Origin of the sequence: Lysinibacillus sp. ACHW1.5 (genome assembly GCF_022014815.1) — a bacterium.
Lineage (GTDB): Bacteria > Bacillota > Bacilli > Bacillales_A > Planococcaceae > Lysinibacillus > Lysinibacillus capsici.
In genome coordinates this window covers 3,415,193-3,434,032 of record NZ_CP091777.1, presented here as the reverse complement: position 1 = coordinate 3,434,032, position 18,840 = coordinate 3,415,193, and the positions used below count along the sequence as shown (strand labels likewise).

General features: G+C 37.4%; 17 protein-coding genes. 16 read left to right on the top strand and 1 reads right to left on the bottom strand.

Annotated features, from left to right (window positions below):
• Window positions 1-215: 215 nt before the first annotated feature.
• From hisD to L6W14_RS17120, 7 genes are all read left to right on the top strand, one after another.
• Complete coding sequence (gene hisD / locus L6W14_RS17150) at window positions 216-1,499, top strand: histidinol dehydrogenase (RefSeq protein WP_131521299.1); 1,284 nt, start codon at window positions 216-218, stop codon at window positions 1,497-1,499.
• A 58-nt stretch (window positions 1,500-1,557) separates the two neighbouring features.
• Window positions 1,558-2,880, top strand: a complete 1,323-nt coding sequence (locus L6W14_RS17145; protein ID WP_131521300.1) for a GntP family permease — start codon at window positions 1,558-1,560, stop codon at window positions 2,878-2,880.
• 320 nt (window positions 2,881-3,200) lie between these two features.
• Window positions 3,201-4,205, top strand: coding sequence for a nuclease-related domain-containing protein (locus L6W14_RS17140; protein WP_131521301.1), 1,005 nt, complete (start codon window positions 3,201-3,203; stop codon window positions 4,203-4,205).
• A gap of 3 nt (window positions 4,206-4,208) precedes the next feature.
• On the top strand, window positions 4,209-5,141 hold the full coding sequence (locus L6W14_RS17135) for a diacylglycerol/lipid kinase family protein (RefSeq protein WP_237898489.1): 933 nt from the start codon (window positions 4,209-4,211) through the stop codon (window positions 5,139-5,141).
• Between the two features lie 95 nt (window positions 5,142-5,236).
• Window positions 5,237-5,887, top strand: a complete 651-nt coding sequence (gene trmB, locus L6W14_RS17130) for a tRNA (guanosine(46)-N7)-methyltransferase TrmB (protein ID WP_016991781.1) — start codon at window positions 5,237-5,239, stop codon at window positions 5,885-5,887.
• A gap of 11 nt (window positions 5,888-5,898) precedes the next feature.
• Entirely contained in the window at window positions 5,899-6,762 is an 864-nt protein-coding gene (locus L6W14_RS17125; protein ID WP_048393489.1) for a YtnP family quorum-quenching lactonase, read from the top strand.
• A gap of 127 nt (window positions 6,763-6,889) precedes the next feature.
• A complete protein-coding gene (locus L6W14_RS17120) occupies window positions 6,890-8,116 on the top strand; it encodes a carboxylate--amine ligase (RefSeq protein ID WP_131521303.1) in 1,227 nt (408 codons plus the stop codon).
• A gap of 217 nt (window positions 8,117-8,333) precedes the next feature.
• Here L6W14_RS17120 and L6W14_RS17115 read toward each other — a convergent pair whose 3' ends face one another.
• Window positions 8,334-8,648 carry a hypothetical protein gene (locus L6W14_RS17115; protein WP_004226089.1) on the bottom strand — a complete coding sequence of 105 codons (315 nt, stop codon included), beginning with the start codon at window positions 8,646-8,648 and terminating at the stop codon, window positions 8,334-8,336.
• 165 nt (window positions 8,649-8,813) lie between these two features.
• Here L6W14_RS17115 and L6W14_RS17110 point away from each other — a divergent pair, with 165 nt between their 5' ends.
• From L6W14_RS17110 to L6W14_RS17070, 9 genes are all read left to right on the top strand, one after another.
• The gene (locus L6W14_RS17110; protein ID WP_004226091.1) at window positions 8,814-9,890 is read left to right on the top strand and encodes a M42 family metallopeptidase; all 1,077 of its coding nucleotides are present in this window, start codon (window positions 8,814-8,816) and stop codon (window positions 9,888-9,890) included.
• A gap of 59 nt (window positions 9,891-9,949) precedes the next feature.
• Window positions 9,950-10,471, top strand: coding sequence for a DUF84 family protein (locus L6W14_RS17105; RefSeq protein ID WP_131521304.1), 522 nt, complete (start codon window positions 9,950-9,952; stop codon window positions 10,469-10,471).
• Window positions 10,472-10,565: 94 nt separating this feature from the next.
• Window positions 10,566-11,084, top strand: a complete 519-nt coding sequence (locus tag L6W14_RS17100) for a hypothetical protein (protein WP_131521305.1) — start codon at window positions 10,566-10,568, stop codon at window positions 11,082-11,084.
• Window positions 11,085-11,154: 70 nt separating this feature from the next.
• A complete protein-coding gene (locus L6W14_RS17095; RefSeq protein ID WP_237898482.1) occupies window positions 11,155-11,973 on the top strand; it encodes a DUF1444 domain-containing protein in 819 nt (272 codons plus the stop codon).
• 2 nt (window positions 11,974-11,975) lie between these two features.
• A complete protein-coding gene (gene ytpR, locus L6W14_RS17090; RefSeq protein ID WP_131521307.1) occupies window positions 11,976-12,590 on the top strand; it encodes a YtpR family tRNA-binding protein in 615 nt (204 codons plus the stop codon).
• 262 nt (window positions 12,591-12,852) lie between these two features.
• Window positions 12,853-16,002 (top strand): DNA translocase FtsK, encoded by a 3,150-nt coding sequence (locus tag L6W14_RS17085; RefSeq protein ID WP_237898480.1) that lies wholly within the window; start codon window positions 12,853-12,855, stop codon window positions 16,000-16,002.
• 229 nt (window positions 16,003-16,231) lie between these two features.
• Entirely contained in the window at window positions 16,232-17,545 is a 1,314-nt protein-coding gene (gene murC, locus L6W14_RS17080) for a UDP-N-acetylmuramate--L-alanine ligase (protein WP_004226102.1), read from the top strand.
• Window positions 17,546-17,654: 109 nt separating this feature from the next.
• On the top strand, window positions 17,655-18,158 hold the full coding sequence (locus tag L6W14_RS17075; protein WP_131521310.1) for a DUF948 domain-containing protein: 504 nt from the start codon (window positions 17,655-17,657) through the stop codon (window positions 18,156-18,158).
• Window positions 18,159-18,288: 130 nt separating this feature from the next.
• Entirely contained in the window at window positions 18,289-18,789 is a 501-nt protein-coding gene (locus L6W14_RS17070) for a YtxH domain-containing protein (RefSeq protein WP_131521311.1), read from the top strand.
• Window positions 18,790-18,840: the final 51 nt, after the last annotated feature.

Here is an 18,840-nt window from a genome sequence, read left to right as displayed (position 1 = left end):
TATATCAAAATAGGATACATACAGTAATTTGTATGGCATCTTATGAGAATAATAGTATGATGCTTTCATTTTTTTCATAAGTTGTTTTGAAATAAATAATAAAAATAACGAAATTAATTTTTTATTGACAACCTTTTATATTTAGAATAATCTTACTTATATAATTTTTGCATACGTATGCAGAAATAAAAAATGAACATAAAGGGGAAATAATTATGGTTAAAGTATTAAAATTTGGAAAGTCAAAAGAAGAAGTAAATGCAAACGATTCAAAAGTTTCTATCATTGTTTCGGAAGCTATTAAGGATATAGAGGCACGAGGAGATCAAGCGGTACGTGAACTATCGGAAAAATTCGATAAATGGTCTCCAGAATCGTTCCGCTTAACGCAAGAACAAATTAATGACATTGTATCTAAAGTCCCTAATGATGTGATTGAGGATATTAAATTTGCTCAAAAAAATATCCGTGAATTTGCAGAGGCGCAACTAGCTTCGTTACACGATGTGGAAGTAGAAAATATTCCTGGTGTAATTTTAGGTCACAAGAATATTCCAGTAAACAGTGTTGGATGTTACATACCAGGTGGACGCTATCCAATGGTGGCATCGGCACATATGAGTGTATTAACAGCTAAAGTAGCAGGTGTAAAACGAGTTATTGCATGTACACCTCCTATTAACGGGGAGATTCCACATGCCACAATTGCGGCAATGTCATTAGCAGGTGCTGATGAAATTTATCTTTTAGGCGGAATTCAAGCAATGGCAGCAATGGCAATAGGTACAGAAACAATCGAATCTGTAGACATGATTGTTGGACCAGGGAATGCTTTCGTTGCTGAAGCAAAAAGACAATTATATGGTCGTGTAGGAATTGACTTGTTTGCAGGTCCAACGGAAACTTTAGTGGTTGCTGACCATACAGCAGATGCTGAAATGATCGCTACAGACCTTCTTGGACAAGGCGAGCATGGACCAACTTCACCTGGTGCCCTTATTACAACATCTGAAAAACTTGCAGAAGAAACTGTTAAAGAAATTGAACGTCAATTGCAAACGTTACCAACAGCAGATGTTGCACGCGTTTCTTGGGAAGATTATGGCCAAATACTGCTAGTGGATTCTATCGAGGAAGCTAGAATCGAAGCAGATCGACTTGCCTTTGAACATGTAGAAATTTTAACGGAAGATCCAAATTACTTCCTGGACAATATGACAAACTATGGTTGCTTATTCTTAGGCCCAGAGACAAATGTTGCTTATGGTGACAAGGTCATTGGCACAAATCATACGTTACCAACTAAGGGTGCTGCTCGTTATACAGGTGGATTATGGGTTGGTAAGTTCATTAAGACTGTAACTTATCAAAAGGTAACACCAGAGGCAAGTGCTTACATTGGGGAATATGCTGCACGCCTTTGTCAACTAGAAAACTTTGCAGGTCATGCAGAGCAAGCCCTTCTACGTGTAAGAAGATACGGCAAAAAGAATAATTAATCTGACGGAAAGTAAGTGAAGATCATATAAGCACAAATGGGGAATTGGGGGAAAGATTATGTTAGGTATGATTGGGTTATTTGGCGGATTAGCATTATTAATATATTTAACAATGAGGGGGATGAACCTACTCATTGCTGCACCTTTAACAGCGTTGCTTGTAGGATTACTAAATGGACTTCCGCTTTTCCCACAGCTTGCAGAAAAAGATGCTGCAAACTTTTTAACAAATTACATGTCAGGCTTCACAGGCTTTATTGCATCCTGGTATTTAATGTTCTTAACTGGAGCTATATTCGGTAAGGTAATGGAGGATAGCGGAGCTGCAGATAGTGTTTCACAATGGATTGTCAATAAAATTGGAATGAAGCAAGCTGCTTTAGCTATTGTGGTTGCATGTGCGGTTTTAACTTATGGTGGCGTAAGCTTGTTTGTTGTAGCCTTCTCTGTTTATCCAATGGCACTTAGCCTATTTAAACAGGCAAATTTACCAAGACGTTTTATTCCCGCGGCCCTTGGCTTTGGTTCAACAACGTTTACAATGACTTCTGCGGGTTCTCCTGAAATTCAAAACTGGATTCCAATTGAATTTTTAGGTACCTCACCATATGCAGGGTGGGAAGTTAGCTTTATCGTTGCAATATTTATGCTTGTGTTTGGTTATTGGTGGCTAAAAAAGATGATCAACAAAGCATTAGCGAATGGAGAACGATTTGTTAGTAGAGAGACGGATGTATTTACATCATCACGAACAGATTTACCAAACCCGATTTTAAGTGTAGTGCCGCTATTAGTAGTATTGATTATTTCTTTTACATTCCATAATTCATTAGGAACGTCAGCATTAATCATCGCGTTAACAGGCGGTATATTAGCTAGCTATCTCATCAACAGAAAATACTTCCAAAATTTTGGCGGCGCAGTTGGAGAAGGGGCAATGGGAGCGATTATAGCTATTGCTAATACAGCTGCAGTGGTTGGCTTTGGTGGTGTTGTAAAAGTAACGCCTGCTTTTGAATCTGCTGTGGCATTTATGACTGATATTCCAGGAAGCCCATTAGTAGGTGGTGCACTTGCTGTAGCAGTAATTGCTGGTTTAACGGGTTCTTCTTCTGGTGGACAAGCCATTGCATTACCATTATTAGCTCCGCATTATTTGGATTTAGGTGTCAATCCTGAAGCATTACATCGAACTGTTGCCATTGCTTCAGGCTCACTTGATTCACTTCCACAAGGTGGATATGTTGTAACGACCATTCGATCAATCTGTGGAGAAACACATAAAGATGCGTACCCTGCATTTGGAGCATTGACAGTAATAGTGCCGGCAATAGGGGTTATATTAGCTGTAATCTTATTCTCATTTGGTTTAGGTATATAAGGAAATAGAAGAAATCAAGAACCCAACAGGCAATTGAAAATTGTTTGTTGGGTTCCTGTATTTACAGATAACATAAAGGATACATAATCGATCTATTTTTCTATATGTCGTAAAGCTAAAATCAATCATACATATTCTTAAGATTTATAACAGGGATTCTACTACTATTCTCATAAACTCTTATCGAACAGTTGCATTATGACAACATTTATAGGGATAAAAATGGATGTAATCTTATGACGTGTCATGTAAAATAGAAAGGATAACAAGTTTTACATATATATAATTATGCATGCTCGTAAGATAGGAGTGATAACACATTGGCACAATTAGTAAAAATACAAGATTATATTTCACGCTATCAAATTGATTTAGCGAGATACCCAACTCAATTTGTGCGTTTGAAGAAAAGCCAGTGGGAGCGTATTAAGCGTCAGTGGGAATTGGGAGAGGACATTAGTGAATGGAAACATGTTGATAATGAGGTCGAGTCGGAAGCCTTTGAGGAAAAGGAACGTTTTGCTTTCTTGAAAAAAATGTTTACTAGTCGCCAAAAGGAAGCTACAGAGGATGTTGAGGAAATAGAAATATCCAATGAGCTTGTCAGTGATGAAGATTCCATCCCAGAAGAAGAAACAACGCTCACATTTGAACCTAATATTGTGTTTGCACCACAATCCATCCATGAGCTGAAACGAATGTTTATCGATCAATTTTTTCATTTTCAAATGAAATGGGCGAGTTCAACTTTACGTGAAAAATCATATGTGGATCCTCGGTTCATGCGTGACTCTTTATTACGTACGTTATTGCAAACGTTACCTGATAACTATTTGTTGTTTTATTATCCGATTCTACAAATAAGAAAAGCACCAATTGAGCTTGATGTCGTGCTCATGTCACCGACAGAATGTATTTGCATTAAGGTGTTAGAAGCAGAAAACCAAGCTGTTTATGTAGGTAGTAGTGATCGCTTTTGGATGAAGAAGGTTGGAACAAGAGATGCTAAAGTATTGAACCCGACAATTAATTTAGGGCGGATGGAATCGGTGCTGTCGCAATTATTTAAACAAGAGAATATTGATATGCCAATCCGTAAAGTTGTGCTAACTCGGAATGGTTATTTTGATTATCCTGGTTCACCATTTGGGGTTCGCTTTGTTGATCGTCGAAATTACCACGAATGGATAGAGCAGTTGAAAAAAGTTTCCTCTCCTATGAAACATATGCAAATACGGGCTGCGCAAACCATTTTAAATACGGTCCAAACAACCTCCTTTAATCGAGACATTTGGCAACAAGCACCACAACCAACAGAGGATTGATAGATGCAGGTTCTATTTATTGTCAATGAGGCAGCAGGAAATGGGAAAGGGAAGAAGGTTTGGCTTCAGCTTCAACAGCAACTAACGATCTCCTATCAAGTGGCTTTTACAGAATATGAAGGACATGGACAGGAAATAGCCAAACGATGGGCACAACAACAGCAAGAACACATGTTAATTGTCGTTGTTGGTGGTGATGGCACTATCCATGAGGTAGTTAGCGGTGTAGTACATAATAAGTTCGTCATCATAGGTGTCGTTCGAGCCGGCTCTGGTAATGATTTTGCTCGTTTTTTCCCAACCTTTCATCATGCTAGGCAAATAGAGGATTATGCCAGAACCACTATGGCCAATGAAAAGATGGATGCAGGGGTCATTCAGCTCGGCGATAGATGGAATGAAATTTTCGTCAATAATGCGGGCATAGGCTTTGATGCCTATGTGACAAAATCAATTAATGCATCTCGTCTAAAATTTTATCTCAATAAAATAGGACTAGGAAAGCTCTCCTATGCTGTCGCTGTTATGAGAGGGTTATTTCGCTTTGAGCGTTTTGATGTAACGATACGTTCAGGTGAACAAGAGTGGCAGTTCAAACAGGCATGGTTTGTCGCTATGAGTAATCAGCCTTATTTTGGGGGAGGTATGAAAATATCACCAGCTGCAAAAGCGGATGATGGTCAAGTTGATATAACGATTGTACATGGTATATCGCGGATCAAATTATTACTTATTTTTGTCACTGTTTTTTTTGAAAAGCATACAAAATTTAAGGAGATTACTTTTTTACAGGGACAATACTTTGAAATGAGCGTAGGCACACATCAAGTTGATGGTCATACAGATGGTAATTATATCGGCGTTGTTGATCAAGGGACACCTATCCATTGCACAGTGCAGCAAAATGCATGGCAAGTGATTGCTAAATATTCCTAAAATATCATTGTGCAATAATATCATGCGAATTATAGGGGAATACGTTATACTATAAAAAAATCAATAATTTCACAAGAAAGAAATGAGGAACAACATTGAGATTAAGAAATAAGCCTTGGGCAGAGGAAATGATTACAGATCACCCAGAGGTGATTATTCCAAATCCTGAAGACTTTAAAGGAAATTGGCAGGCTGTTTTCGGCAATGACAACCCTATTCATATTGAAGTAGGGTCTGGAAAAGGACAATTTGTAACCGGTATGGCTTTGCAAAATCCAACAATCAATTATATTGGCATTGAACTTTACGATAGTGTGATTGTTTGTGCACTAGAAAAAGTGTTAGAGGCAAAATCTCCAGCGAATTTACGTTTACTAAAAGTAAATGGCGCAGATTTATATAAATTCTTTGACAAAAACGATGTATCACGTGTATACCTGAATTTCTCAGATCCTTGGCCAAAAACACGACATGCAAAAAGACGTTTAACGCACGGGGATTTTTTGAAATTATATGAGTCGATTTTAGTGGATAATGGGGAAGTCCATTTTAAAACGGATAACCGAGGTCTTTTCGAGTATTCTTTAATCAGTATGTCTGAATATGGGATGTTATTAAAGTATGTATCTCTCGACCTGCATGCAAATATGCCAGAGGATAATGTGATGACAGAATATGAAGAGAAGTTTTCTGCGAAGGGGCAGCCGATTTATCGCTTAGAATCGCAATTTATCACTAAATTGTAGGGGGAATATGGATGGATCAGTTACAGTTTCACAATATGTCATTATCATGGCTAAACGGGGGTGTTACGTGCCTAGATGGTGGTGCGATGTTTGGTGTTGTACCAAAGCCTCTTTGGTCCCGCAAATATCCAGTCAATGAAAAAAACCAAATTGAATTACCAACAGAACCTATTCTTATTCAATTTGGGGGCAAGAACTACCTTATTGATACGGGTGTTGGCTTTAACAAATTAAATGAAAAGCAGCTACGAAACTTTGGAGTAACAGAAGAATCTTCGTTAGCTGATAGCTTACAAGAGCTAGGATTAACGACAGCAGATATTGATGCAGTGTTAATGACGCATTTACATTTTGATCACGCTGGGGGGTTAACGCAGTGGGAAGGGGATGTACTTGTACCAACTTTCCCAAATGCCAAGATTTTTGTAACGAAAATTGAATGGGATGAAATGCGTAACCCCAATATCCGTTCTAAAAATACGTATTGGAAAGAAAATTGGGAGCCAGTTCAGCATTTAGTTGAAACCTACGAAGAGTCATTGGAAGTAGTACCTGGAATCGAAATGCTTCATACTGGTGGTCATAGTGAGGGACATGCTGTCATCAAGCTAACACAAAATGATGAAGTGTTATTGCATATGGCAGATATTATGCCGACTCATGCTCATCAAAATCCATTATGGGTATTAGCCTATGACGATTATCCAATGACAAGTGTATTTGCAAAAGAGCGACTGATGAAGGAAGCCCTTGCAAATAACTATGGCTTTATTTTCTATCACGATGCTTATTACCGTATGATTCGATGGGATGAGTCAGGCAAAGAGATTGTGGATAAACTAGAGCGTAGTAGACAAGCTGTTATTACATTTTAATCGAGCAAGCAAAGGCGAGGTATTTGGCATATAAAATGTCAATACCTCGCGTTTTTGTTCGTGAACAAGATAGAAAATATGATACACTTAACACGATACTAAAATACAAAAGAGAGTTGAAATAAACATGGCAACTGAACAACCATTTTTACCCGTTTTACTTGGATCAGATATGAATGCATATGGTATGGCACGTGCGTTTTATGAAGCATATGGTATTAAACCACTTGTCTTAGGACGTTCTCATCTAACAGCAACACAAGATAGCCATATCCTACACTTTCAAGAAATAGACCGTTTAAATGAACAAGATGTTTTTGCACCTGCCCTTGCAGAAGTTGCAAAAAAATATGCTGATAAAAAACTATTACTTTTAGCATGTGGGGACGATTATGCCAAGCTGATCATCAAAAATAAGCCAGCATTACAAGAGCATTTTACCGTACCTTATATCGATGAATCGTTGATGGATGAAATTTTATTGAAAGAAAATTTCTATAAAATGTGTGATCAATATAATTTTAAATATCCAGGTACAACAACGGTGACAGCTGACAACTATGAAAACTTTACACCACCATTTGCTTACCCTATTATTTTAAAGGCTTCAAACTCTGTAGAATATTGGGCTTGTAAATTCCCTGGGAAGAAAAAAGTATTTGTTGCACATGATGACGCGGAAAAAACGGCTATATTAAAAGCTATTTATAGCTCTACTTATCAGGATACAATGATTATTCAAGAATTTATTCCTGGGGACGATTCCTATATGCGTGTATTAAATGCCTATGTAGGGAAGGATGGAAAAGTGAAGCTGATGTGTCTAGGTAACCCTATTCTAGAAGAACATTCTCCTGAAGGAATCGGAAGTTATGCAGCCATCGTGACAACCTATGATAAAGAATTAATGGATCAAGTACGTTTCTTCCTAGAGGACATTGGCTATACAGGTTTTGCGAATTTTGATATGAAATATGATATTCGAGACAAGCAATATAAACTTTTTGAAATCAATTTACGTAATGGGCGTTCTAGCTATTATGTAACAGCAAGTGGGCATAATTTAATGAAGTATGTTGCGGATGACCATATGTTAAATATCGAGCAAGAAGTCACATATGTGCAGGACAAGCATTTATGGATGATTATTCCTAAAGGTGTATTATTCAAATATGCATCGAATGAAAAGCTCAAACTAGAAGCAAAAAAATTAATTAGTGAGGGTAAATACACAAATTCTCTTTACTTTAACGAGGATATGAATGCGAAGCGTTGGGTGAAACTAACACTTAATAATTTAAATTATTACCGAAAGTATAAAAAGTACTTTAATAATAAAGGTTTATCCGAATAACATAGAGAAGCCATCTTCATTTTATGAGATGGCTTCTTATGTTATTGAATTAGATATGATGAGAAGCAGCAAAGCCCTTTTAGCAAGGTGAGGGGGTGATTTCCGTTCCGCCAGCGCAGTGGAAATCTCTTTTCACCTTTCGCAAAAATGTTTTGTTTTTCAACATTATAAGAAGCCATCACCAATTTATGAGATGGCTTCTCTCGTATATACATAATTAAACTTCTGTTAGTTCCACGACAACACCAGAGCGTGCATCAGCAGCAAATTCGAATGTCTGCATCTCACCTTCATGCATACGCGAGATCCCCCCACGATATACTGGGATGGTAATAATACCATTTGTGAAATCTTCAGTTTTCATGAAAATCCAAGAACCATCAATCGGTGAATCCTTTTTAAATTCTCTTTTTATGTTTTCAAGTACTTGTCCTGCAGGTACGAACGGAGAAACTTTTTCACTAGCTTCTTTAATAATGACTGCGGCAGCTAAGCCAGTTGCGACACCAATTAAAAAATCACGTAATTTCATACTTTTTTCCTCCTTTTTCTATACCTTTATTTTAGCATAGCCTATAGAGTGAATGCACGTTCACAATTAAGCGGATTTAGGAAATGTATCAATATTTCGAATTCGGAAATAATTGTGTTACAATAGGCAAGGAAGAAAATTCTACTTCGTGGGGAGAGAGTCATCATGAATGAGGAAACATTACAATTATTTAAAACATTAACAGAATTACCAGGCGCTCCGGGTAATGAACACGCAGTACGTGCGTTCATGCGTTCTGAATTAGAAAAGTACTCGGATGAAATCGTTCAAGATAATTTAGGGGGTATTTTTGGTGTTAAGCACAGTGATGTTACGGATGCACCGAAAATATTAGTTGCTGGTCATATGGATGAGGTAGCATTTATGGTTACTTCTATCACAGATAATGGAATGATCCGTTTTCAAACATTAGGCGGCTGGTGGAACCAGGTTATGCTTGCACAGCGAGTAGAAGTATATACGAAAAATGGGGCAATTCCTGGTGTCGTTTCATCCATCCCACCACATTTATTAACGGATGCAGAACGAGCGAAGCCAATGGATATAAAAAATATGCTTATCGATGTCGGTGCTGATAATAAAGAAGATGCTATGTCTATGGGTGTTCGTCCTGGACAATCCATTATACCGATTTGTCCATTCACACCAATGGCAAATCCGAAGAAAATTATGGCTAAAGCTTGGGATAACCGCTATGGCTGTGGTCTAGCGATTGAATTAATGAAAGAAGTACAGCATGAAAAATTAGGTTCACATTTATACTCAGGTGCAAACGTAATGGAGGAAGTTGGCTTGCGCGGTGCACAAGTATCAGCAAACATGATTAAGCCTGATTTATTCTTTGCACTAGATGCTTCTCCTGCTAATGATATGTCAGGTGAAAAAAGTCAATTTGGACAGCTTGGCAAAGGTACTTTACTTCGTATTTTAGATCGTACAATGGTAACACATCGTGGTATGCGTGAATTTATTTTAGATACAGCCGAATCCAATCATATCCCTTATCAGTACTTTGTCTCCCAAGGAGGAACAGATGCTGGTCGAGTGCATACGGCAAACGATGGCGTTCCAAGTGCAGTTATTGGTGTATGCTCACGTTATATTCATACATCAGCGTCAATTATTCACATTGATGATTATGCAGCTGCCAAAGCATTAATTGTTGAATTAGTGAAAAAAGCAGATCGTTCGACATTAGAGACAATTCACGCTAATGTATAAGAAGCTAGGAAGATGCCTTTTAGAGGCATCTTTTTCTATGGAAAGAAAGTGGGGATTAAATGAAGATAGCAATTGGCACAACTAATAAAGCCAAAACAGAAGCAGTTGAAGTAATTGTTCGAAAATACTTTGAGGACTCACTCTTTACTCATGTCAAAGCTGCTTCTGAAGTATCAGATCAACCAATAAGTAATGAAGAAACGAGATTAGGAGCAATGAATCGTGCTAAAAACGCCTTGATTTTAACGGATGCAGAATTATCATTTGGTTTAGAAGGTGGCGTAACTGAAATCGATGATGAAATGTATGTTTGTAACTGGGGTGCATTAACTGTGTCAGACGGAACAATGATTACAGCGGCTGGCGCACAAATTATACTGCCAAAAGAAATTGCCCAGGAAATACGAACTGGTGGAGAACTTGGACCGATTATGGAGCAATATACAAAACGTCGAGATATTCGTCAGGGTGCTGGTGCTGTAGGTATTTTTACGCAAGGTTTAGTTAGTAGGCAGATGATGTTTGAGCATATTGTCTCACTTTTGCTTGGTCAATATTTGTTCACATTTTCACGAAAATAGTTAAAAAGAATTAGTGGTAAGAGGATAGTTAGGTTGCATCTTATGAATAATTTTTTTAAAATAGAAAAAAGTTAGTAGTGAAAGGAAGAGAGACATGTTGTTTTCATGGCTAAGAGCAATTGGCCTAATGCTTTTACTCCTTGTCCTTTCTGGCTGCAATCAATCTATTGATGATCAAATTGCTAATGGGCTCCAATTAACGGAGAAGGTTTTTGCTGAAGAGCCAGAAGAACATACAGTAGAAATTGGGGATATCAAATTATACTTACCTTCAAACTTTAAAATTGAAGACAGTTCAGATGCTTATAATATTGTGATTTCAAAAGGAAAAGAAAGCTACATTCTTTTTATCAATGATCGTGAAGCACAAGACAGTAAACTTTATTATAATCTTTTAAAAGAAAATGAAGCGGACAAAATTATTGAGGAATCAACTTTTGATAAGGATGGTCGTTTTGGCTTCACAGCGGTTCTAAAAACAGACGAAGAAAATGAAATGGAGCTCATTGTTAGCAGTGGTGGTGTGAAGATGACAACCATTTCAAAGGCTAAACAAATTGAAAATAATTTACGTGAGATGACGAAAATCGTTCATTCGGTTAAGATGAAGTAAATAGAAGGTATGAACAGAACGGTTCACAAACATGTGAGCCGTTTCATTTTGAAGTTAGGATGTGAAAAAGATGAAGCAAATGAAGTCTGAACAACTAGTCGAGCTATTAAAAAAGCAATTAACTGAAGAGAAATATGAATTTCATTTTGATAAAAAGTACGATAAATTACGCTTGAATCATAAGATGATTGAAAAAGGGATGGAGCTCTCCTTACCTGGAATCTTAGCAAAATATAATGAGAAGCAAGAGTCAGCGATTGAAGAAGTTGTATATACAATTGAGCAAACCTTTAATGCGATGGTACAAGAAAAAGAACAGGGTTTCCAAACGACTACACAGATTTATCCCGTGATTCGTGCCACTTCTTATCCACAGGCATCGAAAGAAGGGCATGCCTTTATTGCAACTGAGCATACAGCTGAAACGCGCATTTTTTATGCACTCGATTTAGGTAAAACGTATCGCTTTATTGATGAATCTATGCTAGAAGCCTTACAATTAACCGTAGAACAAATTCGAGAAATGGCACGCTTTTCGGTGAAACAACTACCAACCGCCTATAAAAAAGATGAGGTAGCAGGAAATATTTTTTATTTTGTCAATGTGAATGATGGCTATGATGCTAGCCGTATTTTAAATGAGAGCTTTTTAAAAGAAATGCAGGCACAAGTAGAGGGCGATATGACATTATCCGTGCCTCATCAAGATGTATTAATTATAGGTGATATTCGTAATGAAACAGGGTATGATGTATTAGCACAGATGACGATGCATTTCTTTGCAGTTGGTACTGTACCGATTACGTCATTATCTTTTATTTATGAAGATGGGGAACTAGAACCAATCTTTATCTTAGCAAAAAACAGAGTGAAAAAGGAGCAAGAATAACAATGAACGTATTTTACAACAAAGAGCATGTAGGAGATGTCTTACTAGTTCAACTAGCAACAGAGGCCATTGTGAAAACAGAAGTAGAGCGTGCTGGTGATATTGCTATTTTAAAGGAAGCTCAAACGGGAGAAATTAAAGCCTTCAATTTATTTAATGCGAGCAGTTACATCCAAACAGATGCAAAAGGATTAGTAGAAGTGACACCAGAATTAGTAGCACAGCTAGCAGTGGCAATCGAAAAAAATGGAGCTAATATTAATCTTGATGTAGATTTTTCACCAAAATTTGTGGTTGGCTATGTAGAAACAAAGGACAAGCATCCAAATGCTGACAAATTGAGTATCTGTTCAGTCAATGTAGGAGAGGAGATACTACAAATTGTATGTGGTGCCCCGAATGTAGAAGCAGGACAGAAGGTAGTTGTTGCGAAAATTGGTGCCGTAATGCCTTCAGGAATGCTTATTAAAGAAGGGAATTTACGTGGTGTTGAGTCTTACGGCATGCTTTGTTCAGCGCGTGAATTAGCGATTCCTAATGCACCATCTGAAAAAGGAATTTTAGTATTACCAGAGGATGCTATAGTAGGTAGTGCTTTTGAAGCACCAACTAAATAAAAATCCCCCTATTAAAAAAAGAAATTATTAAAATTTAAATGTTTTATCATGATATTATTCCTTGTATCAAGGTGAAATGCCCTAAATCGTTATGTTACTAATATGCTAGTAGCATAACGATTTTTTTGTTTAGAATGAGCCTCTAAATGCAAGTTTCAAGACCGTTTTTATGGTATGCTTTTTGATGTAGACATTGAGCTATTGATAAATTTAAAACTAGACAATGCTATAAATGAAGTGTAAGAGAAATGAGTGAAACGAAGTGAACTGGTTTAAAAAACAAATTAGTAAATTTATTAATAAAGAAGATGAAGACTATGAGTATGAGGAATATTATGAGGATTATGGAGAAGTTCAGTCGGAGCAATTACATACACAAAAAGAACCACCAATCGCTAAGCAAAAGACTTTCCGTTTCCCTTTGATTGACGATAATGAAGGTGAGGCATCCTATACGTCCTCAAACGAAATGTATGATCAAATGGAAGATGATGATTATGGACAAATTGGGGATTTATCGTTACCAAAACATTTAAATCATCATATTGTCGATTCAAGTGTTTATGATGTAGAGGTTTCAGGAATACGAGATTTACTCGCAAATCGCTCTAAACGTACAGGTAGAAAAACAATGATGAAAAGTCAGCCTCCAGAACAAGAATTTCGTTCAAGAGCAAGCTTAGTGTTTCGAGATGCACAAAATGAAACAGCTACTATAAGCCCTATGACTGCACCTGAACCAAAAGAAAAGAGTCAGCGAAAAGAACAAAAAGTTGAAAATATTATGCCTGAGAATCGCAAACGATTTGTTCCAACAGATGTGCCTTCACCTGTCTATGGTTTTGCAAAACCAAGTCCCATCAAAGAATTATTAGATAAAAGAAAAGAGGAATACGAGAAGCAAGAAACCGATGTACAGGCAGTTGAAGCGGTTACTGTTGTAAAGCCTTTAAAAGAAGCGACAACAAATGAGGTCAATGAAAATATACTAGAAGAAAAAGAGCCGGCTAGCACAAACCAAACGGTTGTAACGGAACATCATGAGATCATTCAATCGAAAGAACTTTCGACAGTAAGTGAACCAATTATTTTTGAGGAAGAACTGTTGGTTGAAGAGAACGATGACAAGGAAAATTTGTCATCAAATGTAGCTGTGCCTCAAACGACTTCTTTTGCTATGGATTTTGAAGGGCAAGAGAAGGAGGCTGTGGTTCAAGATCAAACAGTTCAACAACTTTCAGCAGATCAATCCGAAATCCATGTCAAAGAAATGATTGTGGAACAAGTACAAATTGAAAATTCTACGATCCATATTGGAGAAGTTACTGTCGTTCAACCGTCAATGGATGACCAATCTCCTGATACTGCATCGAGGGAAGAAAAAAGTCGAATTCCATTTAATGTACTAATGTTAAAAACAGATAAAGAAAAATGGAGAATCCAACAGCAATTGAAGATGGCTCAGCAGCCTCTACGTGTAGAGAGAAAGCCAGAAACAGAGAAAAACAAACTAGTGGATGTGATGTCAGAAAAATCATCGTCCTTAGACAGTATGACAACAAATGAAATGTCCGTTTCACCACCAGAAGATGACAACGATTTCTATATGACAGAGAATGTTCAATTGCAAGTAGATGGTCCAGTGCAACTTGATATAAAAGATGAAGTAGAAAGTGTCACTACAAAAAGCAGTGCTGAAGAGCCTATTGCTGTAATTAAAATGGCTCCTGTTACATCAATGTCAAGTATCTCAACAAATGAAAGAATAGAAATTGAAAAAGCAACTGCTGATGAAATTTCTGCAACTATTGAGCCAGAGCTTGAGTTACAACCAGAACTAGAACTAGCTTCAGAACAGGAACAAGTGTCAGAACCAGAACAAGCTATTGAACCTGAAGTAGTTTCAGAAATTGTAGAGTATGCTCCAGTAGAATCTGTTGAGAATCAAGTAGCACCACAAGTAGTAGAAGTAGAAGCTGAGATACCAGCAAAGCCTGTACACGTCTATCAAAAGCCTACTGATGAATACCTAGAGCCACCAGAGGAAAAAACACAGGATACGGATTGGATGGAGCAACAGGGAGAAACATTAGTCGAAGCGCTATCTTATTTCCAAGTTTCTGCGCAAATTGAATCGATTATGCAAGGTCCTGCTGTTACTCAATTTGAAATAACCGTGAGCCATGGTACAAAGGTGAGTAAAATTCGAAACTTAGCAGATGATTTAAAACTGGCCTTAGCAGCAAAAGATATTCGTATTCAAGCACCAATTCCTGGGAAAAGTTCAATCGGTATTGAAATCCCAAATCGAGTATCACGAGCTGTTCGCTTATCTGAGGTAACAAATAGTGCCTCCTTCGTTGAGTCGGATTCACCATTAGAGGCAGCATTAGGACTTGATTTGACTGGAAAGCCTGTTACGTTAGATCTACGTAAAATGCCACATGGCTTAATCGCTGGTGCAACAGGTTCGGGTAAATCTGTTTGTATTAATTCTATTTTGGTTAGTTTATTATATAAAGCTGCACCACACGAGCTAAAACTCATGCTGATCGACCCTAAAATGGTAGAGCTGGCGCCATTTAACCATATTCCACATTTAGTTAGTCCTGTCATTACAGATGTAAAGGCGGCAACGGCTGCACTAAAATGGGCAGTTGAAGAAATGGAGCGCCGCTATCAACTATTTGCTCATGCAGGTGCACGTGATATTACACGTTTTAACGCCATAGCGGATAAAAATAATGAACATAGCCTGAAGTTGCCTTACATTTTAATTGTCATTGATGAGTTAGCTGATTTAATGATGATGTCTCCAGCAGATGTAGAGGAGGCCATTTGCCGTATTGCTCAAAAGGCACGTGCATGTGGTATTCATTTAATTGTTGCAACGCAAAGACCTTCAGTGGATGTTATTACAGGGTTAATCAAATCAAACATTCCTACACGTATTGCCTTTGCAGTTTCCTCTCAAATTGATTCTCGTACCATTTTAGATGGGCAGGGAGCAGAAAGGTTACTTGGTCGAGGGGATATGCTATATTTAGGTAATGGTATGTCAGCGCCAGTGCGTTTACAGGGAACTTTTGTTACAGATGATGAAATTGAATCAATTATTGAGCATGTTCGTGAACAGGGTGAGCCTGATTATATTTTCGATCAAGAGGAATTATTAAAGAAAACAGAGGTGTCGGCAGAACAGGACGATTTATTTGAAGATGTTTGTCGATTTGTCTATGAGCAAGGTGGCGCTTCTACCTCATTGATTCAACGAAAGTATCATATTGGCTATAATCGTGCTGCTCGTTTAATTGACATGTTAGAATCACATGGTTTTGTTTCGGAGGCAAGAGGAAGTAAGCCACGTGAAAGTTACATTACAGAAGAAGATTTAATTACTATGTTTGAATAAGAATTGCATTGTTTTCGTCTAGATTATCTAATTTACGTCGAATTTAGTTTTTTTAGAAAAGTTACACATCTATCCTTATGCATAAAAAGTGCTATAATAGACAAGATGTGTTGAATAGTACGTATTTTTTAACACTTGTGAAGGTATTAATACCTAACCATTCGTCAAATAATACGATACACCTAATAGATGATAGATGGGATATTGAAATTCCCGGGGGGTTTAATTAATGACAGTTTTTCATTTCACAGGCATTAAAGGTTCTGGCATGAGTTCGCTTGCACAAATCTTATTTGATGCTGGTGAACAAGTACAGGGCTCAGATGTCGATAAATATTTCTTCACGGAGCAGCCGTTACGTGAACGTAATATTCCAATTTTTACATTTAATGCAGATAATATTAAAGAAGGTATGACAGTGATCGCAGGTAATGCATTTTCCGATGATCACCCTGAATTAGTACGTGCTCGAGAAATAGGTGTAGAAGTCATTCGTTACCATAAATTTTTAGGTGAATATATTGGCAACTATACATCCATTGCCATCACAGGTGCACATGGTAAAACGTCTACGACTGGTTTAATGGCGCATGTGGTAGGTGGCTATAAACCGACATCTTATTTGATTGGTGATGGTACTGGGGCAGGTCATGAAAATGCTGATTTCTTTGTAATGGAGGCGTGTGAATACCGCCGTCACTTTTTAGCATATAATCCTGATTATGCTGTGATGACGAACATCGATTTTGATCATCCAGATTACTTCGCTAATATAGAGGACGTATATTCTGCATTTCAGTCATTAGCATTACAAGTGAAAAAAGCAATTATAGCATGTGGTGATGATGAACAGCTGCAACGTATTCAAGCAAAAGTACCAGTTGTTTATTATGGATTTGGTGCTGAAAATGATTTTGAAGCACGTAATGTTGAAAAAACAACTGAGGGTACAAAATTTGATGTTTTTGTACGTAATGAATTTTATAGCACTTTCTTTATCCCATTATTTGGAGACCATGCTGTTCTAAATACATTGGCGGTTATTACGCTATGTGAGTATGAAGGCATTTCTCCAGATATTATTCAGGAGCGTTTACACACATATAAAGGTGTAAAAAGACGTTTTACTGAGACGGACATAGGGGATAATGTTTTAATAGATGACTATGCACACCATCCAACGGAAATTCGCGCGACAATTCAATCAGCACGACAAAAATTTCCTGAACGTGAGCTAGTTGCGATTTTCCAACCACATACATTTACACGTACACAAGCTTTTTTACAAGATTTTGCGGATAGTTTGAGCCTTGCAGATACAGCCTATTTATGTGATATATTTGGTTCTGCGAGAGAAACGCAAGGCGCGCTTTCTATTCATGATTTAGCGTCACTTATTGAAGGCAGTGCAGTGATTACCACTGAAGGAATTGATATATTAACAAAACATAATGGCGCAGTATTCTTATTTATGGGCGCTGGTGATGTTCACAAGTTCCAAGATGCTTTTGAAGACGTGCTTAAAAACAATGAAACAGCTTAGTCCGTAGGGGTTAAGCTGTTTTTTCTCAAATTTAAGCAGGAATTCCGTTTTTTTTGTCGAAGATAGGGAAAGTAATAGTAAAGACAATTTACTAGCAGGAGGTAAACTTATGGAAGTGATTTTGTATATTGCAGCCATTATTGCTGCAATCGGTTTTTTAATTTTATGTGTGAGCGTGGGCATGACATTATTCTCGCTTAAATCCATTCTAAACAGCTTAGCTGGGACATTATCTGGGATTGAAGGCCAAATGGAAGGCATCACTCGCGAAACAACGTCTTTATTAACAAAAACAAATAGCTTAGCAGAGGATATTCAACATAAATCTGAACAATTAAATTCAGTAGTTCAAGCTGTTAAGGGTATTGGTGATTCCGTTAATGGTTTAAATAATTCTGTTCAGCAGATCACTTCTTCAGTTTCTAAAAGCGTAGAACAAAATGAAGAAAAAATTGCACAAGTTGTACAATGGAGTAATGTTGCGATGGGTATTGCTGATAAATGGAAAAAGCGCAAAATCATCGAGCAGGAAGCGGTATCACCAGATGTCTATGCATTTGAAACTGTGCAAGTAGAAGAAACACCAAAAAGAAAATGGGGTCGTAAAAAATGATAATTATTCAGTGAGTATTCTATGCTGGCTGAATAAAAATAAAGTCTTAGACATATAAGTTGAAGATGCATCTTTGAGATGGACAACCAGTCTAGACAAATTTGATAATTAGATGGGGAGGAATTGTTGCATGACAACTCAAAAGCCAAATTTTAACGAAGTAAAGGAACAGCAGCTTGAAAGTTCTTTGCCTCAGCTTTATCATCCGCAAGACTCGATTTATGAAGAGGAGCGTGTAAACATGAAGGATTTTGTGATTGGCGCATTAGTTGGTGGAATCGTAGGGGCTGCTGCAGGTCTACTGTTAGCTCCAAAGTCAGGAAAAGATTTACGCAGTGATGTGGCTGTACAAGCTGTTCAGCTAAAAGATAAGAGTGCAGACTTCTCGACAACTGCAAAAGATAAAACAGTTCAACTTTCTAAACAAATTCAAGAGCAATCTACACAATTAGTAGAGAAAGTAAAAACACTAAAAACGGCAAAAGCACCAACTGTTTTTGATGATGGTACAGTTTCCTTTGAAGGGGAAGAACCATTAGAGGATTACATTCCAAGTGAGGAACCAAAAGCCGAAGAAACGACAGAAAAAGCAGATCAAAAAGAAGAAACAACTGAAGAAGTTCGTGCATAATGCATAATATAAAGGGATACGTTACAAGATAAAGTTGTAACGTATCCCTTT